This is a genomic window from Streptomyces albipurpureus, from assembly GCF_023701525.1.
GTDB lineage: Bacteria > Actinomycetota > Actinomycetes > Streptomycetales > Streptomycetaceae > Streptomyces > Streptomyces albipurpureus.
This window is the reverse complement of the sequence record NZ_JAMQAW010000010.1, coordinates 366467-386595: the sequence shown is the minus strand read 5'-3', so window position 1 is coordinate 386595 and position 20129 is coordinate 366467. Positions and strand designations below refer to the sequence as shown.

Genomic DNA, 20129 nt, shown 5'->3' with positions numbered 1-20129 from the left:
TGACATGATCGACCAGATTCGAAAGGGCACTCTGTGACGACCGAATCCCTCCAGTGGGTCAAGTCCTCCTACAGCACAGTGAACGGTGGGGCCTGCGTTGAGTGGGCCCCCGCGCACGCAGCTAGTACCGGCGTAGTCCCGGTCCGGGACAGCAAGGTCAGTAATGGCCCTGTCCTCATGGTCTCCAGCGACGCGTTTGCCGGGCTGGTTACCCTCGCTCGCTCTGCTGAGCTGTAGACCCGCACACTCCGAGCCCCGCCGCTCCATTCCTCCGGATCGACGGGGACGCAGACAGCCCCCGTATTCGCCGCCCTGGTGGGTAGCGAGTACGGGGGCTCCCTGGTGTCGCGGAGCTGGTCGGTGGTTGGTCTCGCCGGGGTGGGCAATCCCACGGTGACCGGCCTGGAGCGCGCTACGGCGACACTCAGGTGGGGGAGGACACGGGCGGCGGAAGGGGCGTTTCTCTCGCCGCTGGTAGTACGACCGTCACCGCAAGGCCCTCGCCCGGCGCTGTCCGTACGGACACCTCACCGCTGTGAGCGGCCACGACCGCCTGCACAATGGCCATGCCGAGGCCACTGCCAGGTGGTTGTGCCACCTCCTGCTGCTCTTCGGGCACCCCGCGTCCGTCGGTTGCCGCCTTCCTCGACCCATCGACCGGGCCCGGCTCCGCGGTCAGTCGCTCATCCGGCGCCCCCCGCAACCCCGCGGCCGGAAGCTCGTACGGCTCCCGAGTGGCTGACTGGCCCCCTGCCGCCGCCCGGAAGAAGCGGTCGAAGATGCGGTCCGCGTCCTGTGCGGTCATCCCCGGTCCCGCGTCCGCGACCATGAGCCGTACCCGTCCCGGTCCCGGCCCGTCGCCCTCCTCATGTACCAGTTCCAGTGTCACCTGGGCCTCGGCGGGCGTGTGCGCCCGGACATTGCCCAACAGGTTCCCCACGATCTGGCGCAGCCCCGACTCATCGCCCCGGACGGTCATCGGCCCGTCCGCGCGGATCACGATCGGTCGGCCGGACTGCTGAGCCCGTAGATCATCCACCGCGTCCCGCACCAACTGGCCCACTTCCACCGCGGACATCCGCAGCGGGGCCTGTCGATCCAGTCGGGCCAGCGTCAGCAACTCCTCCACCAGTCGGCCCATCCGGTCCGCCTCGGCGTTCATCCGGGCCAACGCCCGGGAACGTTCGGCGGGCTTGCGCAGCATCCCCCTGTCGTACAACTGGAGATAGCCGCGGATCGCGGACAGCGGGGTACGCAGCTCATGCGAGGCATCCGCCACAAAGCGACGCAGTTGGGCCGCGCTGCGCTCGCGGGTCTCAAAGGCCGACTCGACCTGGTGCAGCATGGCGTTGAGAGCGATCCGCAACTGCTCGATCTCGGTCGCCGTGTGCGAGTCCATTGGTACGCGTCGGGTGAGGTCGCCCTCCGCTATCGCGGAGGCGGTCTGCACCATGTCCTCCAGCGGACGGAGCCGCCGCCTGGCCCAGCCCATGGTGAGCAGGGCCAGCAGTACCAGCAGCACCGCCCCGAAGACGATGTCGAGCTTGAGGGCTCTGCGCATCGCGTTCTGGATCGCTCCGGTGCTGGTGGCCATCAGTACGGTGGTGTCATCGCCGAGTTGCGCGGCGCAGATCCGGTAGGGCTCGCCGTCGATGGTGATGCTCCGCACCTCGCCGGAGCGACTGAGCCCGGCCGGGTTGTCGACGGCTGCCGCGATGGTTCGCTGTCGTGCGCTGGGCTCGATCCCGGCCAGGGCGGTGGGTTGGCCCTCGCTGTCGAGCGCGACGATGAGGGTGTCGGAACGAGGGAGACTGGACCGCCGGTCTCCCGGGGCGAACTGTTCGAGCAGCGTGCCCATGGCCCGCAAGGAGTCGATTTCCTTCTGGGTGAAGCCCGTGCCCTCCAGGGCCTCGCGGTTGCCGATGAGCTCCGTGTCGACCCGGTCCATCAGATAGTGCTGCATCCCCATCAGACTGACGGCCGTGGCCGCGGCGATCCCGAGGGCCAGCAGGATGACATTGACCGCGGTCAGCTTCCCGCGCAGGGAGTGCGGCGAGTGCTGGTGGTGGTGGTGTTTGAACCAGGTGACCAGCCGGTCCCACCGGCTGGCGCCCTTCGGCGCGACCGCCGCGATCCCCGCCGAGTCCGCCTCCGGGTCCCGGGAACCACACCGATCGGGGCCCTGGCCCCAGAACCCGCCCCGCCGTCCGCCCCTCACCCCTCTCATGCGAGCCCGTATCCCACACCTCGGCGGGTGGTGATCAGCGGTGGCCCCAGCGGATCGAGTTTGCGCCGCAGATAGCTGATGTACGTCTCCACCACGGTCGACTCCGCCTCGTGCTCGTACTGCCACACATGCCGCAGCAGTTGATCCTTGGGGACCACCCGCCCTCCGTTGCGTACGAGGAAACGCAGCAGCGCGTACTCGGTAGGGGTGAGCTGTACGCAGCGGCCCGCGCGGCGGACCGCGTACGTCGTCTCGTCCAACTCCAGGTCCCCGTACCGCAGGGGCGGTCGTACCGAGAGCACATCGGCCGATCGGGTCCGCCGCAGTACGGCACTGACCCGGGCCACCACCTCGTCGACGTTGAAGGGCTTGGTGATGTAGTCGTCGCCGAAGCCGAGTGCGCCCACGATCTCGGCCGGTGCGTCGCGGGCGGTGAGGAAGACGACGGCCGTCTCGGGATGGAGCGCCCGCAACTCCCGCCCGAACACGCGCCCGTCGCCGTCCGGAAGCATCACATCGAGCAGGGCCGCATCCGGTCTGGTCCGCTGTGCCAGCCGTCGTGCCTGCCGTACGCTGCCCGCCGTCATCACCTCGAAGCGGTGGTAGCGCAGGGCGATGGCCAGGACATCGGCGATGCTCGGCTCGTCCTCCACGACCAGTACGGTCGCCCCGCCGCCGTCCCCGTTCCGCTCCTCCTGGCTCATGCCCGCCCCTTCTGGTCCCTCGCGCCCCCGCCGATTCCCGTCCGTCGGCGAGGGGTTCTCAGTATCGGCGAGCGGCAGGCGTCCAAGACCTTCCGCTGCCTGGGAGTTCCTTGTGAGTCAGGGCCCAACTCCGTGGTGAACGTGCCGGACGACCGATTCTGAAACCCACTCGGGGGCAACACGAACCAATGAAGGGGCAGTGATCGTGGCGGCATTGGCGCGGTGGTGCTATCGGCACCGGCTGGTGGTTGTGATGGTGTGGCTGGGGGCGTTGCTGGGCCTGGGGGCGGCCGGCAGCGCGGCGGGCACCAACTACTCGAATGTCTTCAGCCTCCCGGACACCGACTCCAAGCACGCGTTCGACCTGCTGGTCAAGGCGTTCCCGGAGCGGTCGGGGGATCAGAACACCCTGGTGTGGCGGGTGTCGGACGGTTCGGTGCGGGACGCCCCCGTACGGCAGCGGATGGAGCCGGCGCTGCGGGAGATCGCCGGCCTGGCAGGGGTCGGCGAGGTCGTCAGCCCCTACGCGCCCCAAGGCGCGGCTCAGATCAGCGAGGACGGACGGACGGCCTACGCCCAGATCACCTTCGCCGAGCAGGCCGACGCGGTGCCCAAGCCGCTGGTCGAGGATGTCGTCGACATCACCGAGGGGTTGGCCGGGGACGGCGTCCAGGCGGAGATCGGCGGACAGGCCATCGTCCGCATCCAGGAACCACCCACGGGAACGGCCGAACTCGTGGGTCTGGGGGCCGCGGCCGTCGTGCTCTTCCTGGCCTTCGGCTCGCTGTTCGCGATGGCACTGCCGCTGGTGGTGGCCGTCTTCGCGGTCGGCACCGCGATGATGTCGACGATGCTGCTCAGCCATGCCACGGACATGCCCGAGGTGGCTCCGCTGCTCGGTTCGCTCATCGGCCTGGGCGTCGGCATCGACTATGCGCTGTTCATCGTCACCCGGCATCGCAAGGGCCTCTTGCAGAACAGGGACCCCGAGGACTCCGCGGTCCATGCGCTCAACACCTCGGGGCGTGCGGTGCTGTTCGCCGGTGGGACGGTGTGCATCGCCCTCGCGGGCATGCTGGTGATGAACATGCGCTTCCTCGACGGTGTGGTCATCGCCACCTCATTGACCGTCATCCTCAGTGTGCTGGCCGCCGTGACCCTGCTGCCCGCGCTGTTGGGTCTGCTGGGCCCGCGGGTGCTCAGCAGGCGCCAGCGGCGGCGACTGGTCGCGCGGGGACCTGAGTCGAGTGAGGCCGCCGGGCTCGCGGCCCGCTGGTCGGCGCTGGTGGAGCGTCGGCCCCGGGCCATCGGCGCCCTGGCCCTGGTGGTGATGGTGGCCCTGGCCGTCCCGGTGCTCTCGCTGCGGCTCGGTGCCACCGACCAGGGCAACCATCCGGAGGGCTCGACGACTCGGCAGGCCTACGACCTGCTCGCCGATGGCTTCGGTCCCGGCTTCAACGGACCGCTGCAACTGGTGGCCGACCGTGCCGAACCGGCGGAAGTGGAAGCCCTGGTCGAGCGGGTGCGGGTGACCAAGGGGGTGGCCCATGTGATGGCCCTGCCGTCGCAGCCGGGTTCGGGGCTGACCGTCATCCAGGTGGTGCCGACCACATCGCCGCAGTCGGTGGAGACCGATCAACTGATCGACACCCTGCGGGACGAGGTCATCCCGGAATCGGGCGAGAAGGTCCATGTGGGTGGCGTCACCGCGATCTTCAAGGACTTCGCGCAGGTCACGAGCGACCGGCTGCCGTACTTCGTCGGCACGATCATCACCCTGGGCTTTCTGCTGCTGATGATCGCGTTCCGCTCGGTGGTGGTGCCCCTGACGGCCGCGGTGATGAACCTGATCGCCGCGGCGGCGTCCTTCGGGGTGATGGTCGCGATCTTCCAGTGGGGCTATGGGACGGAACTGCTCGGCATCGGCAAGGAGGGCCCGATCACCGCGTTCCTGCCGGTGATCATGTTGTCCCTGCTCTTCGGGCTCTCCATGGACTACCAGGTCTTCCTGGTCAGCCGGATGCATGAGGAGTGGGTGCACACCAAGGACAACGCCCGGGCGGTACGGGTGGGGCTGGCCGAGACGAGCCGGGTCATCAACTGTGCCGCCCTGATCATGATCTGTGTCTTCGGCGCCTTCATCCTCAGCGGGGACATGGAGGGGGCGATGGCCGGTGTGGGGCTGGCGGTGGCGGTGGCACTGGACGCGTTCATCCTGCGTACGGCCCTGGTCCCGGCTCTGATGCATCTGCTCGGTACGTCCAACTGGTGGCTTCCCGCTGCACTGGACAGACGGCTGCCCCACCTGGCGGTGGAGCCGCAGGACGCACGGCCCGAGACCCTGCCGCCCGGTCCCTCGGGCCCCTCGGGGGTCACCGCACCTTCGGTGTCGCGGGGCTCGGTGGTCCATGGCCTGGTCCTTACCCCGTCGGGCGAGTCGGTCATGGCGGCGGTGCTCACCCTGGTGTCACCGGAGGGCGGTCAGATCGACCGGGTGGAGTCGCTCGCGGACGGTTCGTACATCCTCTCGGCGCCCGAGTCGGGCGCGTATCTGCTCAATGTGACGGCCCGGACGCGGGAGCAGTGGGCCAGGCACATCGTGATCGGCGGCGACCCGCTGGTTCAGGATGTGGTGCTGACGGAGGTGGGAGCCAACCACTGAACCCGGCCGTACTGATCACTCCGGCTCGCTGCTGAGCCGGGGTGATCACTCCTCGTCCGGCTCGCTGGTGGAAGTTTTCCGGGGCGCCGTCTGCTTGTGCGGTGCGGCCTGCTGACGGGCCACGACATTCTGCGCCATTCCGGGCAGTAGATCGGTGAGCAGTTCATGCACATCGTGGACCAGGGGGCGCAGCACCCGGAAGCGGGAGAGGTAGATGCCCCGCGCGGTGACCTTGGCACCGCGCTCCGCGAGTTGACGGCTGCGCTCATGCCCCTCCGAACGGTCGAAGACCCAGTAGAGGACGAGTCCCATCTGGGAGAGCCACATCAGTTCGGGGAAGGCGTCGGCGAGCTCCGCCGGCACCTTGGTCTTGGCACCGGCGAGCGCCTTGCGGTGGACGTCGATGGCCTCTTCGCGCGCGGGCTCGGATTCGGGCGAGAAGGGGCTGAGCGGACTGTCCGGGTCGGCCGCGTTCTTGAAGAACTGGGCCGCGAACTCGTGGTACGGCTCGGCGATGTCCAACCAGGCGAGCAGTACCCCCGCCAGCCGGGCCTCCAGCTTGGTCTCCCGCTCCAGCACCGGTCGCACCGCCGCCTGGTGCTCGGCGGCGATCCGGTCGTAGAAGCCCTGGATGAGGTGCTCCTTGGAGGAGAAGTAGTAGTAGGCGTTGCCCACCGATACTCCGGCCTCCTTGGCGATGGCCCGCATGGTCGTCTTGTCGTAACCGCGCTCCTGGAACAGCCGGAGCGCGGTTTCGAGGATGAGCGTCCGGGTCTGTTCACTCTTCGGGACGCTCTTGAGGGCCTTCTCTTCACTCACAGTGCCCGAGCCTAGCCGGGCGATTCGCACTGGTCGTCGCAGGGCGCCTGACCCGTCCCCGCTCCGGAGAGTTCGCGGTACTTGGCGGCGGCCAACATGGTGCCGCGGACGAAGGGCGCTCCGCTGGGGGTGGCGAGCCAGTGTGCCTTGGGCCGGTGCTCGGCCAGGGCCCAGAGGCAGATGATCCAGGCGGCGGAACCGCTGTAGATCTGGCCCTGGTCACCGATGACGGTGATCTCCCGCATGGTGCGGGCGTGGTCGAGTTCGGGGAACAGCTGGCGCGCCTGGTCCGATCCGGCCGGCACCAGATACAGCGGGACGAGTTGGGGTTGTCCCTTGAGCCAGTGCCGTAGATGGACGCACAGGGAGCAGTTGGCGTCATAGAGGACGGTCAGCGAGGTGACCGGGGTGCGCTGCTCGTGCGGTGTGGCCATGGCGTCACGCGCCTGCCCGCGCCCGGCCGCCGCCGGCCGGCGGAGTCCTGCCAGCGGGATTGGTCCAGCCCTGCGCCCCCACCGGAGGGACCTGCTCGCGCTCCATCACACCGCGCCTGCGGATCTTGTTCAGCACATAGACATTGCCCAGGTGCATCACACCGAGGACGAGGAGCACGACTCCCAGCTTCACGGAGAGCGCGTCGAAGAGTTCCCGGGCGTCGTCGACGGTTTCGGCGACCCGGAGGTAGAGGGCGACAAAGCCGAGGTTGACCAAGTAGAAGCCGACGACCAGCAGATGGTTCACCGCGTCGGCCAACTTCTCGTTCCCCTGCATCACGTCTTGCAGGAAGATCCGCCCGTTCTTGCTGAGGGTGCGGGCCACCCAGATCGTCAGGGCCACGCTGATCAGCAGATAGACGATGTACGCGACCACATTGAGGTCGTCCATGCCCCCACACTCCTTGAACGTGTTCAAAAAAGCTGTTGAGACGGAATGTAGACCTGTTTTTGAACATGTTCAAGCGAAACCCCGGGCGCTCTCCCCAGGCGCTCTTAAAGCAGCGGCGTGACCTGCGGTTCTGACCTAACCTCAGCCCAATGAAACTGACTTATGACCTGGCCGGGACCGGCCCGACGGTCCTGCTGCTGCACTCGACCGTCTGCGACCGCCGGATGTGGGACCCCCAATGGCCGACCCTGACCGGCGCTGGACTACGCGTCGTGCGCTGCGACTTCCGCGGATACGGGGACACCCCCGCGGCCGACGGCCCCTTCACCGACGCCGAGGACGTCCTGGAACTGCTGGATGGGCTCGGCGTCCAACGGGCGGCACTGGTCGGCTCCTCCTACGGCGGCCGGGTCGCCCTGGAGCTCGCGGCCCGAGCTCCCGAGCGCATCACCGCCCTCGCCCTGCTCTGCGCCGGACTCCCCGACCAAGGCACCAGCCCCGAACTCATCGCGTACGACGAGCAGGAGACCGAGCTCTTCGAGCGGGGCGACCTGTCCGGCGCGGCAGCCCTCAACGCCCGAACGTGGCTCGGCCCCGACGCCGGCCCGCAGGCGCACGCCCTGGTGGCGAAGATGCAGCTCCACGCCTTTGAAGTGCAGGTGGCCGGCGCACAGGAGCATGGCGAGCACTACGGCGACCATGACTTCGACCCGGCGGCCCTGGCCGCCGTCCGGGCCCCCGCACTGGTGCTCTCCGGCGCGTATGACCTGCCCGACTTCCGCACCACAGCGGCCCGACTGGCCTCCCTGCTTCCCGAGGCCAGCGCCCGGGAACTGCCCTGGGCGGGCCATCTCCCCGGTCTGGAACGCCCGGCGGAGACCACGCAACTGCTGCTGGACTTCCTCACGGAGCACCTGCTGCCCACCATGACCGCCCACGATGTCCTCGACCTCTGGGGGCTCTTCGAACGAGCCGGGGCCCGGGTCTGGCTGGACGGCGGCTGGGGCGTCGACGCACTGCTCGGCGAGGAGACCCGGCCCCATGGCGACCTCGACATCGCCGTGGACAGCCGAGACGCCGACCGACTCCGGCAGGCGCTCGGGGAGGCCGGCTTCCAGGAGATCCGGGACGACGGCCCGTTCAACCCGGTCTTCGCCGATGCGGCGGGACGGCTTGTGGACATCCATTACGTGGACTTCACCGCCACCGCCCTCGATCAGCACGGCACCCGGATCCACGGCCCCGGCGGACTCGCCTACCCCGTGGGTTCCCTCACGGCCACCGGCACGGTCCTGGGGAAGGTGTTGCCCTGTGTCACGGCTGGGTTCCAGGTCGCCGCACACGCCGGATACGCCATCGACGCGAACGACGCACGCGATGTCCTCGCCCTGCACCATCGGTTCGGCGTGCCCCTGCTGCCCGAACAACTGGTCCTGTTGGCCGGTCTCGGCTGAGGAAGTGCAGCTCAGCGCCGACTGTCAGTGGGCGGAGCTACGGTTTTCGGCATGGGACTGGTGACCTTCGTCGATGAGACGACCACAGGGGAACGCCGGGGCGCGATGGGCGTCCTGGTCGACGAGGAGCGCCTCGCACTACGGGAGCTCATCCGGCTTCGGGTGAGCGAGGAGGCCCCCGCGGAGGGGGCGGACGCGGCCTATGAGCGGGCGATCGAGGCGTTTGGCCGCAATGGGTTCCTGGTGCTGGTGGGGGACCGGCAGATAGTGGAGCTGGATGAGCCCATCGAGATCGCCGAGGCGCCCGAGGTCATCTTCCTCAAGCTCGTTCCGCTGGTGGGTGGCTGATGAGGGCCCCGGAATCGGCGTATGCCGACATCATGGCCGTGCGCGAGACCATCAGCGGTGGGGACCTGGACGAGCTCGCGGAGCTCCTGGTGCGGATCGGCACCCGCGAAGGCAACACCTGGCACGGCGACCGGGCCTGTCTCCCCGAACGCGTCAGAGAACTTCCCGAGGAACAGCGGCGACGGCTCGCACAGCTGTGGACCAGCCGCTATCAGCGGGCGACGGACCCGGAGGGCGAGCGGAGCGTCCTGCTGACCCTGCTCCGGGTCGCGGACCCGAGCTCCGGTCTGCTCAGCGCCGAGCGACTCCAACGCATCGACGAGCTCTCCCGCCGCGTGATGTGTCACGACCACGAAGAGCTACTGGCCCTGGTGGAAGGCGAAGTGGCGGCGGGCCGTGCCCTGCCCGGGCCGTTCATCGCCATGATCCGCCGGTCCCGCCTCGCCGCCTACTGGTCCGGGCCGGTGCTCGATCAGATGCTGCATCTCTTCGAGGAGCCCGTGCTCAACCCCGGTGAGGCATGGGCGGACCAGGCGCTCGCCGATGCCGAGACCTTCGGGGAGCCGGGGCGGCGACTGCTGGGACAACTACGGGCGGCGGTGTCCAGCAGGCCCACCCGCGCCTGGGAGAGGGCCGTGCTCGCCCTGGTGGACCAGATCGGACCGGCCACCGTCCGGCACACGGCGCTGAGCTGGCTGGACCTGGCGGGCAAGCCCAGGACACTGCCGCTGGACCCCGTCTCCGAGTGGGAGAACCCCCGGGCCGACTCCCAGTACGACCCGTACAACGTCGACGCGCTGCGCGGACTCGCCTGGCTCACCGCCCTGCTGACACCGGGGCAGGACATCGTCCGGGGCCTCGGTGGCCTCGCGGAGACCTCGCTGCGCAAGGTCCCCGGTATCGGTCCCCGAAACCCCAAGGTCGCCAATGCGGCGGTGACCGCGCTGGCACGTATCGAGGGGGAGGGGGCACTGGCAGAGTTGGCTCGGCTCGCCACCCGGGTCACCTACAAGGCCACGCTGAAGATGATCGGTACCGCGCTCGACGTCCGGGCGGAGGCCGCCGGACTGAGCCGTGCGGAGATCGAGGAGCTCAGTGTCCCCAGCTACGGGCTGAGCGCCGTGGGCCGCGGCGAGCACCCGGTCGGCGATGCCACCGCCCTTCTGGAGGTCCAGGGGACCAAGGCCCTGCTGTCCTGGCGCACCGGGGCCGGACGGGCCGTCAAGACTGCCCCCGCCGCCGTCAGAAACGCGTTCCCGGACGCGATCAAGGAGGTCAGAGCCGCCGCCAAGGACATCGACAGAATGCTGACCGCCCAGTCCGAGCGGCTGGACCGGCAGTTCCTCGCCCGCCGAAGCTGGGCCCTCGGCCCATGGCGTGAGTGCATCCTCGACCACCCGTTGCTGGGCACCCTCGCCCGCAGACTGATCTGGACGGTCGACGGCACCCCGGCCGCCTTTGAAGGCAGGGATCTGCGTACGGTCGACGGCCGGCCGGTGAGCTCTGATCCCGCCGCGCCCATCACCCTCTGGCATCCCCTGGGCCATGCCGATGCCCAAGTCGCCGGCTGGCGGGAGTGGCTGGAGATCCGCGAGATCACCCAGCCGTTCAAGCAGGCCCATCGAGAGACCTACCCCCTCACCGACGCCGAACGCACCACCGGCGACTACTCCAACCGCTTCGCGGGCCACTTCCTGCGCCAGCACCAGTTCCACTCCCTGGCCGCCACCCGCGGCTGGACCTCCAAGCTGCGGCTCTGTGTGGACGACACCTGCCCGCCCGCGTACAAGGAGCTGCCCCAGTGGGGGCTGCGCGCTGAGTTCTGGATCGAAAGCGTCGGTGGCCGGGAGGAGGACGATCTCACCGAATCCGGCGCCTACACCAGGATCTCCACCGATCAGGTCCGCTTCTACCCCCTGGCGGCCGCACACAACTGGGCCCACGCAGGAGGCGGTCGCTATAGCCAGGGCGCCAACTGGCGTAGGGACGGCCGCCCTCTGCTGGACCCCCTGCCGCTCTCCTCGGTACCGGAGCTGGTGCTCAGCGAAGTCCTGCGCGATGTGGACCTGTTCGTCGGCGTCGCGTCCGTCGGCAACGACCCGACGTGGCAGGACGGCGGACCCCGAGGCCGTTTCCGGGACTACTGGCACTCCTATGGCTTCGGAGAGCTGTCCACGAGCGCCAAGCTCCGAGCCGAACTGCTCACCCGACTGATACCCCGGCTGGCGATCGGGGACCGCTGCACGGTGGAGGGACGCTTCCTGCGTGTCCGGGGCGAGATGAACGCCTACCGCATCCACCTGGGCTCGGGAAACGTTCTGATCGCGCCGCAGGACCGCTATCTCTGCATCGTGCCCACCGGGCGGGGAAGCGGGACGGAGGCCGGGTATCTGCCGTTCGAGGGGGATGGCGTGCTTTCGGTGATCCTCAGCAAGGCGATGCTGCTGGCTAAGGACAGGGAGATCACCGACCCGACGATCACCAGCCAGCTCTGAGGGGGCCGTCACCCGGCATCGGGGCGATCGGCGCCGTCCATGAGAAAGGGCAGGCCCACTCTGATGGTGGCCTGCCCTCTTGTCCCGTGGCGCGCTGCTACATGGTGCTGACCGATCGGGCGTAGTTGATCTGACCCATGATCTCCTGGAAGGCATAGGGACTGTGCACCGGAATCATCGTCGCGTGATGCTTGCCAGCGCTCGCCACCGTCACCTGGACGAAGCCCGTGGTCTTACGCTCCTTGATCAACAGGAAGAGCAGGCCCAGCAGACAGGCGAGCGCGAAGACGATGGCCAACACGACCGCATAGGTCGGGATCTTCTCCTCGGTGCGCGACATGTCCGTCGCGTTCCAGACCGCGCCCTTGAGCGGCATCGGTCCGGCAGGGGTGATGATCGCGTCGCTCATCACGGTGATATCACCGATCGCCAGCAGCGGTGTGCCGCCCATGGCCGGCCCCTGGAACGGCACCGGCACCCCGGCGGCCTGGGTCTGGGAGTAGCCCGGAGGCTGCTGCGGATAGCCATATCCCGGAGTGGTGTCATGGGGGTACCCATAGGGCTGTGTTGGCCCCCACTGGTACTCAGGCTCGCCCTCCGCCGCGTATGGATTGGGCTCGGTCATCTTGGTTTCCCCGCTTCCCGCTGCGACACAAACAGACGTTCCCTCGATCCTGCCAGGTCCCGGCGCGCTCGGTGAAGTCCGTACCGATAACGGTGCCAACGGGCGAAGGCCCCGATCCCACCGGAATCGGAGCCTTCGCCGCGTACAGGCGTACGGGCACGCGGGAGTGAGCGCAGGTCAGAAGCGACGCGTGATCAGCGCCCGCTTCACTTCCTGGATCGCCTTGGTGACCTCGATGCCACGCGGACACGCGTCCGTGCAGTTGAACGTCGTACGGCAGCGCCACACACCGTCCTTGTCGTTGAGGATCTCCAGCCGCTGCTCGCCCGCCTCGTCACGCGAGTCGAAGATGAAGCGGTGCGCGTTGACGATCGCCGCCGGGCCGAAGTACTGGCCGTCGTTCCAGAACACCGGGCACGAACTGGTGCACGCGGCGCACAGGATGCACTTGGTGGTGTCGTCGAAACGCTCCCGGTCCTCGGCGGACTGCAGACGCTCCCGGGTCGGCTCGTTCCCCTTGGTGACCAGGAACGGCATGACGTCCCGGTACGCCTGGAAGAACGGCTCCATGTCCACGATCAGGTCCTTGAGGACCGTCAGGCCCTTGATGGGCTCGACCGTGATCGGCTTCTCCGGGTTGAGGTCCTTGATCAGCGTCTTGCAGGCGAGCCTGTTCTTGCCGTTGATCCGCATGGCGTCCGACCCGCAGATTCCGTGCGCGCACGAGCGACGGAAGGTCAGGGTGCCGTCGACATCCCACTTGATCTTGTGGAGCCCGTCGAGCACCCGCTCCTTGGGGTCGATCTCGATCGCGAAGTCCTCCCAGACCGCGTCCTCGGAGACCTCCGGGTTGAAGCGGCGAATGCGGAAGGTGACCGTGATGTACGGCGAGGCGGAAGATTCGGCCTCGGCCTTGTCCAGTACGGGGGTAGCCATCAGTACTTACGCTCCATCGGCTGGTAGCGGGTCTGGACGACCGGCTTGTAGTCGAGACGGATGCTCTCGGAGCCGTCGTCGCCGACCTCGCGGTACGCCATGGTGTGGCGCATGAAGTTGACGTCGTCGCGGTTGGGGTAGTCCTCGCGGTAGTGACCGCCGCGGGACTCCTTGCGGGCGAGTGCGGAGACGGCCATGACCTCGGCCAGGTCGAGCAGGTTGCCCAGCTCGATCGCCTCCAGCAGATCCGTGTTGAAACGCCTGCCCTTGTCCTGGATGGACACGTTCAGATAGCGGGCGCGCAGCTCGCCGATCTTCTCGACGGCCGTCTTGATGGTCTGCTCGGTCCGGAACACCATGACGTTGGCGTCCATGGTCTCCTGGAGCTCGCGCCGGATGTCCGCAACGCGCTCGTTGCCGGTGGCCTCGCGCAACCGCTCCACCTGGGCCTCGACCAGCGACGCGGGGTCTTCCGGCAGGTCGACGTAGTCGTTGCTGGCGGAGTACTCGGCGGCGGCGATGCCGGAGCGCTTGCCGAAGACATTGATGTCGAGCAGCGAGTTGGTGCCCAGCCGGTTGGCGCCGTGCACCGAGACGCAGGCGACCTCACCGGCGGCGTACAGACCGGGGACGACCGTGGTGTTGTCGAGCAGCACCTCGCCCTGGACGTTGGTGGGGATGCCGCCCATGGCGTAGTGCGCGGTCGGCTGGATCGGGATCGGGTCCGTGTAGGGCTCGATGCCGAGGTAGGTGCGCGCGAACTCGGTGATGTCCGGCAGCTTGGCGTCCAGCTGCTCCGGGGGCAGGTGGGTCAGGTCGAGATAGACGTGATCGCCCTCGGGGCCGCAGCCGCGGCCCTCCCGGATCTCGGTGTAGATGGAGCGCGAGACGACATCGCGCGAGGCGAGGTCCTTCATGACGGGCGCGTACTTCTCCATGAAGCGCTCGCCGTCCTTGTTGCGCAGGATGCCGCCCTCACCGCGGGCGCCCTCCGTGAGCAGGATGCCCATCCGCCAGATGCCCGTCGGGTGGAACTGGAAGAACTCCATGTCCTCCAGTGGCAGTCCGCGCCGGTAGCAGGCGGCCTGGCCGTCACCGGTGAGGGTGTGGGCGTTGGAGGTCACCTTGAAGAACTTGCCGGTCCCGCCGGAGGCGTAGATGACCGACTTCGCCTGGAAGACATGGATCTCGCCGGTGGCCAGCTCGTAGGCGACCACGCCGGCCGACTTCTTGACCCCGTCAACCTCGGTGATCAGCTGGTCCAGGACGTAGAACTCGTTGAAGAACTCCACGCCCTCCTTCACGCAGTTCTGGTACAGCGTCTGGAGGATCATGTGGCCGGTGCGGTCCGCGGCGTAGCAGGACCTGCGGACCGGGGCCTCGCCGTGGTTGCGGGAGTGCCCGCCGAAACGGCGCTGGTCGATGGTGCCGTTCGGGGTCCGGTTGAACGGCAGGCCCATCTTCTCCAGGTCGAGGACGGCGTCGATGGCCTCCTTCGCCAGGATCTCGGCGGCGTCCTGGTCGACCAGGTAGTCACCACCCTTGATCGTGTCGAAGGTGTGCCACTCCCAGTTGTCCTCTTCCACATTGGCGAGCGCGGCGGCCATGCCGCCCTGCGCCGCGCCCGTGTGGGAGCGCGTGGGGTAGAGCTTCGTCAGGACGGCGGTACGGCTGCGCTTGGTGGCCTCGATGGCCGCGCGCATTCCCGCTCCGCCAGCGCCGACGATGACGGTGTCGTACTTGTGGATCTTCATGTGGTTCGTCAGCCCCGGCTTTAGCGGATGTTCGGGTCGAAGGTGAAGATCACCAACGTGCCCAGCAGGATGGTGAACACCGTCGCGGTGTACAGCAGGCCCTTGAGCCACAGGCGCGTGTTCGGCCGCTCGGCGTAGTCGTTGATGACCGTACGCAGGCCGTTCGCGCCGTGCAGCATGGCGAGCCAGAGCATCAGCAGGTCCCAGACCTGCCAGAACGGGGACGCCCAGCGACCCGCGACAAACGCGAAGCCGATCTTGGAGACGCCGCCGTCCAGCACCAGCTGGATCAGCAGGTGGCCGATGACCAGCACGACCAGCACCACGCCGGAGAGCCGCATGAAGAGCCATGCGGCCATCTCGAAGTTGCCGCGGGTGGCGCGCGGGGTCTTGCCGGTGCGCTTGCGCGGGGCCTCGATCAGGGGGGCCGGGTTGTCCACGTCGTAGAGCGAGCCGCTCTCGACGGGACCGATCGCGGAAGAGGTGTCAGCAGACATATCCGGCGTCAGCTCCCGAAGACTTCGCGTACGGCGTGTCCGAGGACGGGGTAGAGCGCACCCGCCATCAGCACGATCCAGATGCCCATGACGGTCCAGAGCATCTGCTTCTGGTAGCGCGGTCCCTTGGACCAGAAGTCCACGGCGATGACCCGCAGGCCATTGAGCGCGTGGAACAGCACGGCGGCGACGAGGCCGTACTCCAACAGGGCGACGATCGGCGTCTTGTAGACGGCTACGACCTTGTCGTAGTCCTCGGGGGAGACACGGACGAGAGCAGTGTCAAGGACATGGACGAACAGGAAGAAGAAGATGAGGACGCCGGTGACTCGATGAGCCACCCATGACCACATTCCTTCCCGGCCGCGGTACAGCGTTCCAGCCGGCACGGAAGAGCCCTCCGGGAGCGGGGATCGGGGCCTCCCGGCTTGCGATGGTCGGTCTGGCCCGGCCGGGTATGGTCCACCGGCCCTGGCCATCGTAGCGACGACTTGTCGGTTCGTTCGCTCGGGGTCCTCAGGTGTGATCAAACAGGCAATCAAAGAGGCACGGACGGGCTATCGCCGGGCCTGGTGGTATGGGGCCCGGGCGCTCCAGCCGTGACCGCGGCAACCGACATGCCGTCCGGCGGGTCGGCCATCAACTGAGCCAGTCGGGAGCGCGCCAGACCGCGTAGCTCCTCGGCGGCGACGTCTTGCTCTACATCCCTCTCATGGGCGAGTCGGGTGTGGACGCCGGCCAGGATCTCGTCGAGGTGTTCAGCGGGTCGGTACTTGCTGAGGCAGATGACGAAGGAGTGGCCGAACCTGCTCTCGTACGCGGCGTGGGCCGCGGCCAGCGCGGTGAGGGCGGCCCCCGGCACGGCGCCCGAGGTCGGTCTGGCCGCCGGCTCCTCGGCGAGTGCCTCGCTGAGGTCGGTGGGGGAGAGGTCGTAGCTGGCCTCGTCGGCCGCGGCGAGGAGGGCGTCGAGATCGGGGTACGGGCGGTGCTCGGCCAGCCGTTCGGCCCAGCGGCGGCTGGCGCAGCACTTCAGCAGGGCGGCGACGGCGGAGCCGGGCTCCTCGCCGTTGAAACGTGCCAGGCCGGGGGGAACGCTGGCGCGCTGCCAGGGGAGCCGGGTCCGGGGGTCGGCCGCCGTGGCGGAAGGGGTGCGGTGATTCGTCGGCGGTCGCTTCGGGAGGCCGACGGGGGCTTCGCTGGACAGCGTGGGCTCCTCGGGCAGAACAGTGGGACCGCTGGGCGAGTCGGTGCGGATCGGGCGGATGGCAGGGAGTGAGAGGTGAGTGGGGAAGAAATGGTTGGCAGATCGAGGGAGGCTAGGGGAGCCCCCCGGAGCCCTGGGGGCTCATGAGGGAGGAGTGAAAGAAGTGGCGGGAGTTTCTTCACGGTATCGATGAGTGCGAGGGGACCGTCCGGTGGATACTCCGTTTTCACCCGAACGGGAGAGTTTTCGCTTTATGTGATGGGCGTTGTCGAGTAGTTCGTTCCCTTTGAAGGATGGTCGTGAGATGGATTCCCCTGAGGGAGGTATGCGCGTGATGCGGCACTCCGAGCGCGCTCGGCACTTCGGTGCGGCGGTCGCCGTGACCACCGCCCTCTCGATAGCAGTGAGCGGCTGCTCCAACGGAAGCTCCGATGAACCGGGCGATTCCGGTCAGTCGGCTCGATCCAGCCGGACGGAAGCCGGGGTCGACAACGGCACCGCCCCGACCGCGCCGAGTCCCTCACCCACTCGGACCTACCCCCTCTCCACGGCCCCCGCGACCATCCCCGCCGTGCGGACGCATGAACCCGCCCGCGGTCCCGGCTGGCGGCCCGCGCCCGGGGCGGGTGTCGTGATCGCCCGGGGCGGCGAAGCCCTTGCGGACGAGGCCCGACTGCTCGCCGGCGAGCTCAAGATCAGCTACCGGGGTGCGGTGCCGGTGCGAGCGGGAGATGTGGAACTGGCCCTCGTCGCCTCCCAGCCCGGCGGGCCCGAGTCCTACACCGTGCACACCAGCGGCAATCGGGTCCGCATAGCCGGCCCCGCCGAAGCCGGAGTCTTCTACGGCACCCGCACCCTCAAGCAGGCCGTGCGCTCCGGCGGGGCGATACCCGAAGGCGTCATACGCGACGCTCCGGACCGACCCCAGCGCGGGCTGATGGTCGACACCGCGCGCAAGTTCTTCTCCGCGGCCTGGATCGAGGGACGGCTACGGGAGATGGCCGACCTCAAGCTCAATCAGTTCGGGCTGCACTTCTCCGACGACCAGGGGTTTCGCATCGAGTCCGAAACCCACCCGGAGGTGGTCTCCCGGGAGCATCTGACCAAGGCCGAGGTCCGGCGGATACTCGCGCTCGCCGCCTCGCTGCACATCACCGTCATCCCCGAGATCGACTCACCGGGACATCTGGGGGCGGTCCTCGCCGCATACCCCCAGTTGCAGCTCAGGGACACGGCCGGCCGACGGGTCCGGGGTGCGATCGACATCGGGCAGCCCGCGTCCGCGCGGCTCGTGGACGAACTGCTCAAGGAGTACGCGGATCTGTTCGGCGGCGCCTACTGGCATCTGGGGGGCGACGAGTACCAGGCGCTCACCCGGCGCGACCCGGAGGCCTCCTTCCCCCGACTCGCCACCATCGCCCGGCAGAAGTACGGGCCCGACGGGCAGGTCCAGGACCTGGCGACACAGTGGGTCAATGACCGAGCGGCGGTGCTGCGCCCGCTGGGCCGCAAGCTCAAGGCGTGGAACGACGGTTACTTCCGCGGAGGCCGGGTGAGCGTCGACAAGGACATCGAGGTCGAGTACTGGACCGGCAAGGAGATCGGCGCCCGACCGCCCGTCGAGTATCTGGCGGAGGGGCGTCGCGTGATCAACGTCAACGACGAGTACCTCTACTACGTGCTGGGTGAACCCAATGACTTCCGCTACCCGACCGGAGAGCGGATCTACGCACAGTGGACCCCGCTGGTGCTGCGCGGGACCCGGCCGGTTCCCGCGAAGTACTCGAAGCAGATCCTGGGCGCACGGTTCGCCATCTGGTGCGATCTGGCCCGGTCGCAGACGCCCGAGCAGATCGCGCGGGGCATCGCCCTGCCGCTGAGCGCGATGGCCCAGAAGGTCTGGGACCCACGGAAGCCGGCCCGGAGTTGGGCGAGCTTCTCGGCGTTGGCACAACAAGTCGACTGAGGCCGCCCGTTGCGTGTCACCCGCTGGAGGGCGCTCGGTGTGATCGAGGCCGACAGGGTGGCTTCGATGTCCTCGGGGAGTGGCCATACGGCGTTCGGAGAGCGGCCGGTGCCCTGCTGCCCGCCGCTCCGAGAGGTCCCGCCGCTCAGGGAGCCCTTGTTGTTCGGATGGTCCCGTTGTTTCGGGAGGTCCGGCTGCTCCGGCGCGGCGCCGGATCGTGGGCCGCAAGGCATGGAAAGCGCGATCGGCCCTGATCACGGGCGTGCGGTGTGAGTCCGCCCGGGGGTGTGCGGGCTCACACCGCTGCTGCCCGGGAGCTCGCGGGATCAACAAGTTGCTCCAAAACCCGAGCTCCAGGTGCCCAGAATGTAACAGAAGTGTGGTGCAAGTGTGTATGGGTAGTGCTCACTTGATAACCGAGGATGCCTGGAGTGCAACACCGCTCAGCTCCGCGCAAACGTGGCGGACGGGGCTTGGATGGGAGTAGTTTGCGCCAAGCAGCCCGAGACCCATGCTGATGAGCGGTCTGTCATACCGCCCTGACGGACCCGGTTCTCCGGTGTCTTCGGTGTGACGCGATTGAGCCACGGGGCTCAGGTGTGCGCGGTAATGACATGCGTGCGCGAGGGGAGGCGTCAGTGGCGTCGAAGTGCCTGAGGGAACTGATCGCACAGACAGATGAGCGGGGCCTGGCCGCGAGTGGGCTTGCCTGCCTGGAGCGCTGCCTGCCCCTGCTCACCTCGGAGGCCGACCCGCTCGGCCCGCTGTGGGCAGGGCTGGCCGAGGGAGCGGGGGGCTGGTCCGGGCGGCTCGGTGAAGCCAGGGAGGGGCTGGCGCGCGCCGCCCCCGAAATCGAGGACGAGGCTGCCGCACTCATACGGCAGATGCTCGACGCCGCGCCCGACGACTGGGATGTCGAACCGATGCGCGAGTGGGCCGATGACTGCTCGGTCGCGGCGCTTGAACTCCACCACCGGCTCGACGCCGGCCCCGGCGGCGAGCCGGCCGCGTCCGCCGTGATCGAGGTCCTCAAGGGATGCCGCGAAGGCGAGCCCACCCACGCGGGCCCGCTGGTGACCGGAGAACTGCGCCGGCAGATCCGCGTGCTGGAGATCCTCGCGGAGGGGGAGGGCAGGCTCGGGCTACGGCAAGTGCAGCGGGTCTCCACCGAGGGGCAGCGAGTGCTGCGCGCGGTGGTATCCCGACGGGCTCGGGTCAAGCGCTGAGCGGGGCGGGCGCCGGCCCCGACCACCGCCCGGCGCGCCCCGGTCTCACCCCGGCCGAGCCCCGCCCCGGCCCGACCCCTCGCTTGACCTGCCTGGTCGGTCACTCCCCGCCCCGACCGCCCTGGCTGACGCCCATCGGACCGTCCGCACCGGGAATCCCGTACGTAGGGGGAATCCCGCACTCACCGGGAACGCTGACGCTCCTGGCGGTCCGTTCCGAGTGCTGTCGCGGGCTCGTTCGGCAGGTGGTTCCTCAGGGGGCCCGCGGCATGCTGCCGTCCGACTGGCGGGTCGAATGCCTGTGCTGTGGGAGCTGGCAGCAAGCTG

At 68.6% G+C, this 20129-nt stretch carries 18 protein-coding genes; 7 read left to right on the top strand and 11 right to left on the bottom strand.

Annotation, left to right across the window (positions count from 1 at the left end; genetic code table 11):
• Positions 1 to 33: 33 nt before the first annotated feature.
• Positions 34 to 237, top strand: a complete 204-nt coding sequence (locus NBG84_RS13760; RefSeq protein ID WP_250919671.1) for a DUF397 domain-containing protein — start codon at positions 34 to 36, stop codon at positions 235 to 237.
• A gap of 187 nt (positions 238 to 424) precedes the next feature.
• Here the strand turns inward: NBG84_RS13760 and NBG84_RS13755 are convergent, their stop codons facing one another.
• Together NBG84_RS13755 and NBG84_RS13750 are read right to left on the bottom strand one after the other, a co-directional pair.
• Positions 425 to 2227, bottom strand: coding sequence for a sensor histidine kinase (locus NBG84_RS13755; RefSeq protein WP_250919670.1), 1803 nt, complete (start codon positions 2225 to 2227; stop codon positions 425 to 427).
• Positions 2224 to 2931, bottom strand: a complete 708-nt coding sequence (locus NBG84_RS13750; protein ID WP_250919669.1) for a response regulator transcription factor — start codon at positions 2929 to 2931, stop codon at positions 2224 to 2226. The genes NBG84_RS13755 and NBG84_RS13750 overlap by 4 nt, the downstream gene beginning before the upstream one ends.
• Positions 2932 to 3145: 214 nt before the next feature.
• Here NBG84_RS13750 and NBG84_RS13745 point away from each other — a divergent pair, with 214 nt between their 5' ends.
• Positions 3146 to 5593: an MMPL family transporter gene (locus tag NBG84_RS13745; protein ID WP_250919769.1), complete on the top strand. Its 2448-nt coding sequence runs from the start codon at positions 3146 to 3148 to the stop codon at positions 5591 to 5593.
• 45 nt (positions 5594 to 5638) lie between these two features.
• Here NBG84_RS13745 and NBG84_RS13740 read toward each other — a convergent pair whose 3' ends face one another.
• The 3 genes from NBG84_RS13740 to NBG84_RS13730 are packed head-to-tail and all read right to left on the bottom strand — an operon-like array spanning position 5639 to position 7297.
• Positions 5639 to 6412, bottom strand: coding sequence for a TetR/AcrR family transcriptional regulator (locus NBG84_RS13740; RefSeq protein WP_250919668.1), 774 nt, complete (start codon positions 6410 to 6412; stop codon positions 5639 to 5641).
• Between the two features lie 11 nt (positions 6413 to 6423).
• A complete protein-coding gene (locus NBG84_RS13735; protein ID WP_250919667.1) occupies positions 6424 to 6846 on the bottom strand; it encodes a thiol-disulfide oxidoreductase DCC family protein in 423 nt (140 codons plus the stop codon).
• Between the two features lie 4 nt (positions 6847 to 6850).
• On the bottom strand, positions 6851 to 7297 hold the full coding sequence (locus NBG84_RS13730; RefSeq protein ID WP_250919666.1) for a hypothetical protein: 447 nt from the start codon (positions 7295 to 7297) through the stop codon (positions 6851 to 6853).
• Positions 7298 to 7446: 149 nt separating this feature from the next.
• On the opposite strand from NBG84_RS13730, the gene NBG84_RS41090 reads away from it, so the two are divergent.
• The 3 genes from NBG84_RS41090 to NBG84_RS13715 are packed head-to-tail and all read left to right on the top strand — an operon-like array spanning position 7447 to position 11594.
• The gene (locus NBG84_RS41090) at positions 7447 to 8751 is read left to right on the top strand and encodes an alpha/beta fold hydrolase (RefSeq protein ID WP_308312056.1); all 1305 of its coding nucleotides are present in this window, start codon (positions 7447 to 7449) and stop codon (positions 8749 to 8751) included.
• 51 nt (positions 8752 to 8802) lie between these two features.
• The gene (locus NBG84_RS13720; RefSeq protein WP_250919665.1) at positions 8803 to 9099 is read left to right on the top strand and encodes a hypothetical protein; all 297 of its coding nucleotides are present in this window, start codon (positions 8803 to 8805) and stop codon (positions 9097 to 9099) included.
• Complete coding sequence (locus tag NBG84_RS13715) at positions 9099 to 11594, top strand: DUF4132 domain-containing protein (RefSeq protein ID WP_250919664.1); 2496 nt, start codon at positions 9099 to 9101, stop codon at positions 11592 to 11594. Before NBG84_RS13720 ends, NBG84_RS13715 begins: the two co-directional genes overlap by 1 nt.
• A 97-nt stretch (positions 11595 to 11691) precedes the next feature.
• On the opposite strand, the gene NBG84_RS13710 is transcribed toward NBG84_RS13715, so the two are convergent.
• The 6 genes from NBG84_RS13710 to NBG84_RS13685 form a co-directional block, all read right to left on the bottom strand.
• Positions 11692 to 12219: a hypothetical protein gene (locus tag NBG84_RS13710; protein ID WP_250919663.1), complete on the bottom strand. Its 528-nt coding sequence runs from the start codon at positions 12217 to 12219 to the stop codon at positions 11692 to 11694.
• A 177-nt stretch (positions 12220 to 12396) separates the two neighbouring features.
• Complete coding sequence (locus tag NBG84_RS13705; RefSeq protein WP_250919662.1) at positions 12397 to 13155, bottom strand: succinate dehydrogenase iron-sulfur subunit; 759 nt, start codon at positions 13153 to 13155, stop codon at positions 12397 to 12399.
• Entirely contained in the window at positions 13155 to 14909 is a 1755-nt protein-coding gene (sdhA, locus tag NBG84_RS13700) for a succinate dehydrogenase flavoprotein subunit (RefSeq protein WP_250919661.1), read from the bottom strand. The genes NBG84_RS13705 and sdhA overlap by 1 nt, the downstream gene beginning before the upstream one ends.
• Positions 14910 to 14929: 20 nt before the next feature.
• Positions 14930 to 15406: a succinate dehydrogenase hydrophobic membrane anchor subunit gene (locus NBG84_RS13695; protein WP_250919660.1), complete on the bottom strand. Its 477-nt coding sequence runs from the start codon at positions 15404 to 15406 to the stop codon at positions 14930 to 14932.
• A gap of 8 nt (positions 15407 to 15414) precedes the next feature.
• Positions 15415 to 15795: a succinate dehydrogenase, cytochrome b556 subunit gene (gene sdhC / locus NBG84_RS13690; protein ID WP_308312055.1), complete on the bottom strand. Its 381-nt coding sequence runs from the start codon at positions 15793 to 15795 to the stop codon at positions 15415 to 15417.
• 149 nt (positions 15796 to 15944) lie between these two features.
• Positions 15945 to 16439: a 2-oxo-4-hydroxy-4-carboxy-5-ureidoimidazoline decarboxylase gene (locus tag NBG84_RS13685; RefSeq protein ID WP_425608634.1), complete on the bottom strand. Its 495-nt coding sequence runs from the start codon at positions 16437 to 16439 to the stop codon at positions 15945 to 15947.
• 475 nt (positions 16440 to 16914) lie between these two features.
• Here NBG84_RS13685 and NBG84_RS13680 point away from each other — a divergent pair, with 475 nt between their 5' ends.
• On the top strand, positions 16915 to 18576 hold the full coding sequence (locus tag NBG84_RS13680) for a beta-N-acetylhexosaminidase (RefSeq protein WP_425608630.1): 1662 nt from the start codon (positions 16915 to 16917) through the stop codon (positions 18574 to 18576).
• Between the two features lie 614 nt (positions 18577 to 19190).
• Entirely contained in the window at positions 19191 to 19802 is a 612-nt protein-coding gene (locus NBG84_RS13675) for a hypothetical protein (protein WP_425608629.1), read from the top strand.
• Positions 19803 to 20129: the final 327 nt, after the last annotated feature.

Bases quoted from the DNA above. Each gene is read 5' to 3' on its own strand.
- NBG84_RS13755 (WP_250919670.1), bottom strand. From the start codon at position 2,227: ATGAGAGGGGTGAGGGGCGGACGGCGGGGCGGGTTCTGGGGCCAGGGC.
- NBG84_RS13750 (WP_250919669.1), bottom strand. From the start codon at position 2,931: ATGAGCCAGGAGGAGCGGAACGGGGACGGCGGCGGGGCGACCGTACTG.
- NBG84_RS13735 (WP_250919667.1), bottom strand. From the start codon at position 6,846: ATGGCCACACCGCACGAGCAGCGCACCCCGGTCACCTCGCTGACCGTC.
- NBG84_RS13730 (WP_250919666.1), bottom strand. From the start codon at position 7,297: ATGGACGACCTCAATGTGGTCGCGTACATCGTCTATCTGCTGATCAGC.
- NBG84_RS41090 (WP_308312056.1), top strand. From the start codon at position 7,447: ATGAAACTGACTTATGACCTGGCCGGGACCGGCCCGACGGTCCTGCTG.
- NBG84_RS13720 (WP_250919665.1), top strand. From the start codon at position 8,803: ATGGGACTGGTGACCTTCGTCGATGAGACGACCACAGGGGAACGCCGG.
- NBG84_RS13715 (WP_250919664.1), top strand. From the start codon at position 9,099: ATGAGGGCCCCGGAATCGGCGTATGCCGACATCATGGCCGTGCGCGAG.
- NBG84_RS13710 (WP_250919663.1), bottom strand. From the start codon at position 12,219: ATGACCGAGCCCAATCCATACGCGGCGGAGGGCGAGCCTGAGTACCAG.
- NBG84_RS13705 (WP_250919662.1), bottom strand. From the start codon at position 13,155: ATGGCTACCCCCGTACTGGACAAGGCCGAGGCCGAATCTTCCGCCTCG.
- sdhA (WP_250919661.1), bottom strand. From the start codon at position 14,909: ATGAAGATCCACAAGTACGACACCGTCATCGTCGGCGCTGGCGGAGCG.
- NBG84_RS13695 (WP_250919660.1), bottom strand. From the start codon at position 15,406: ATGTCTGCTGACACCTCTTCCGCGATCGGTCCCGTCGAGAGCGGCTCG.
- NBG84_RS13680 (WP_425608630.1), top strand. From the start codon at position 16,915: ATGGATTCCCCTGAGGGAGGTATGCGCGTGATGCGGCACTCCGAGCGC.
- NBG84_RS13675 (WP_425608629.1), top strand. From the start codon at position 19,191: ATGCGTGCGCGAGGGGAGGCGTCAGTGGCGTCGAAGTGCCTGAGGGAA.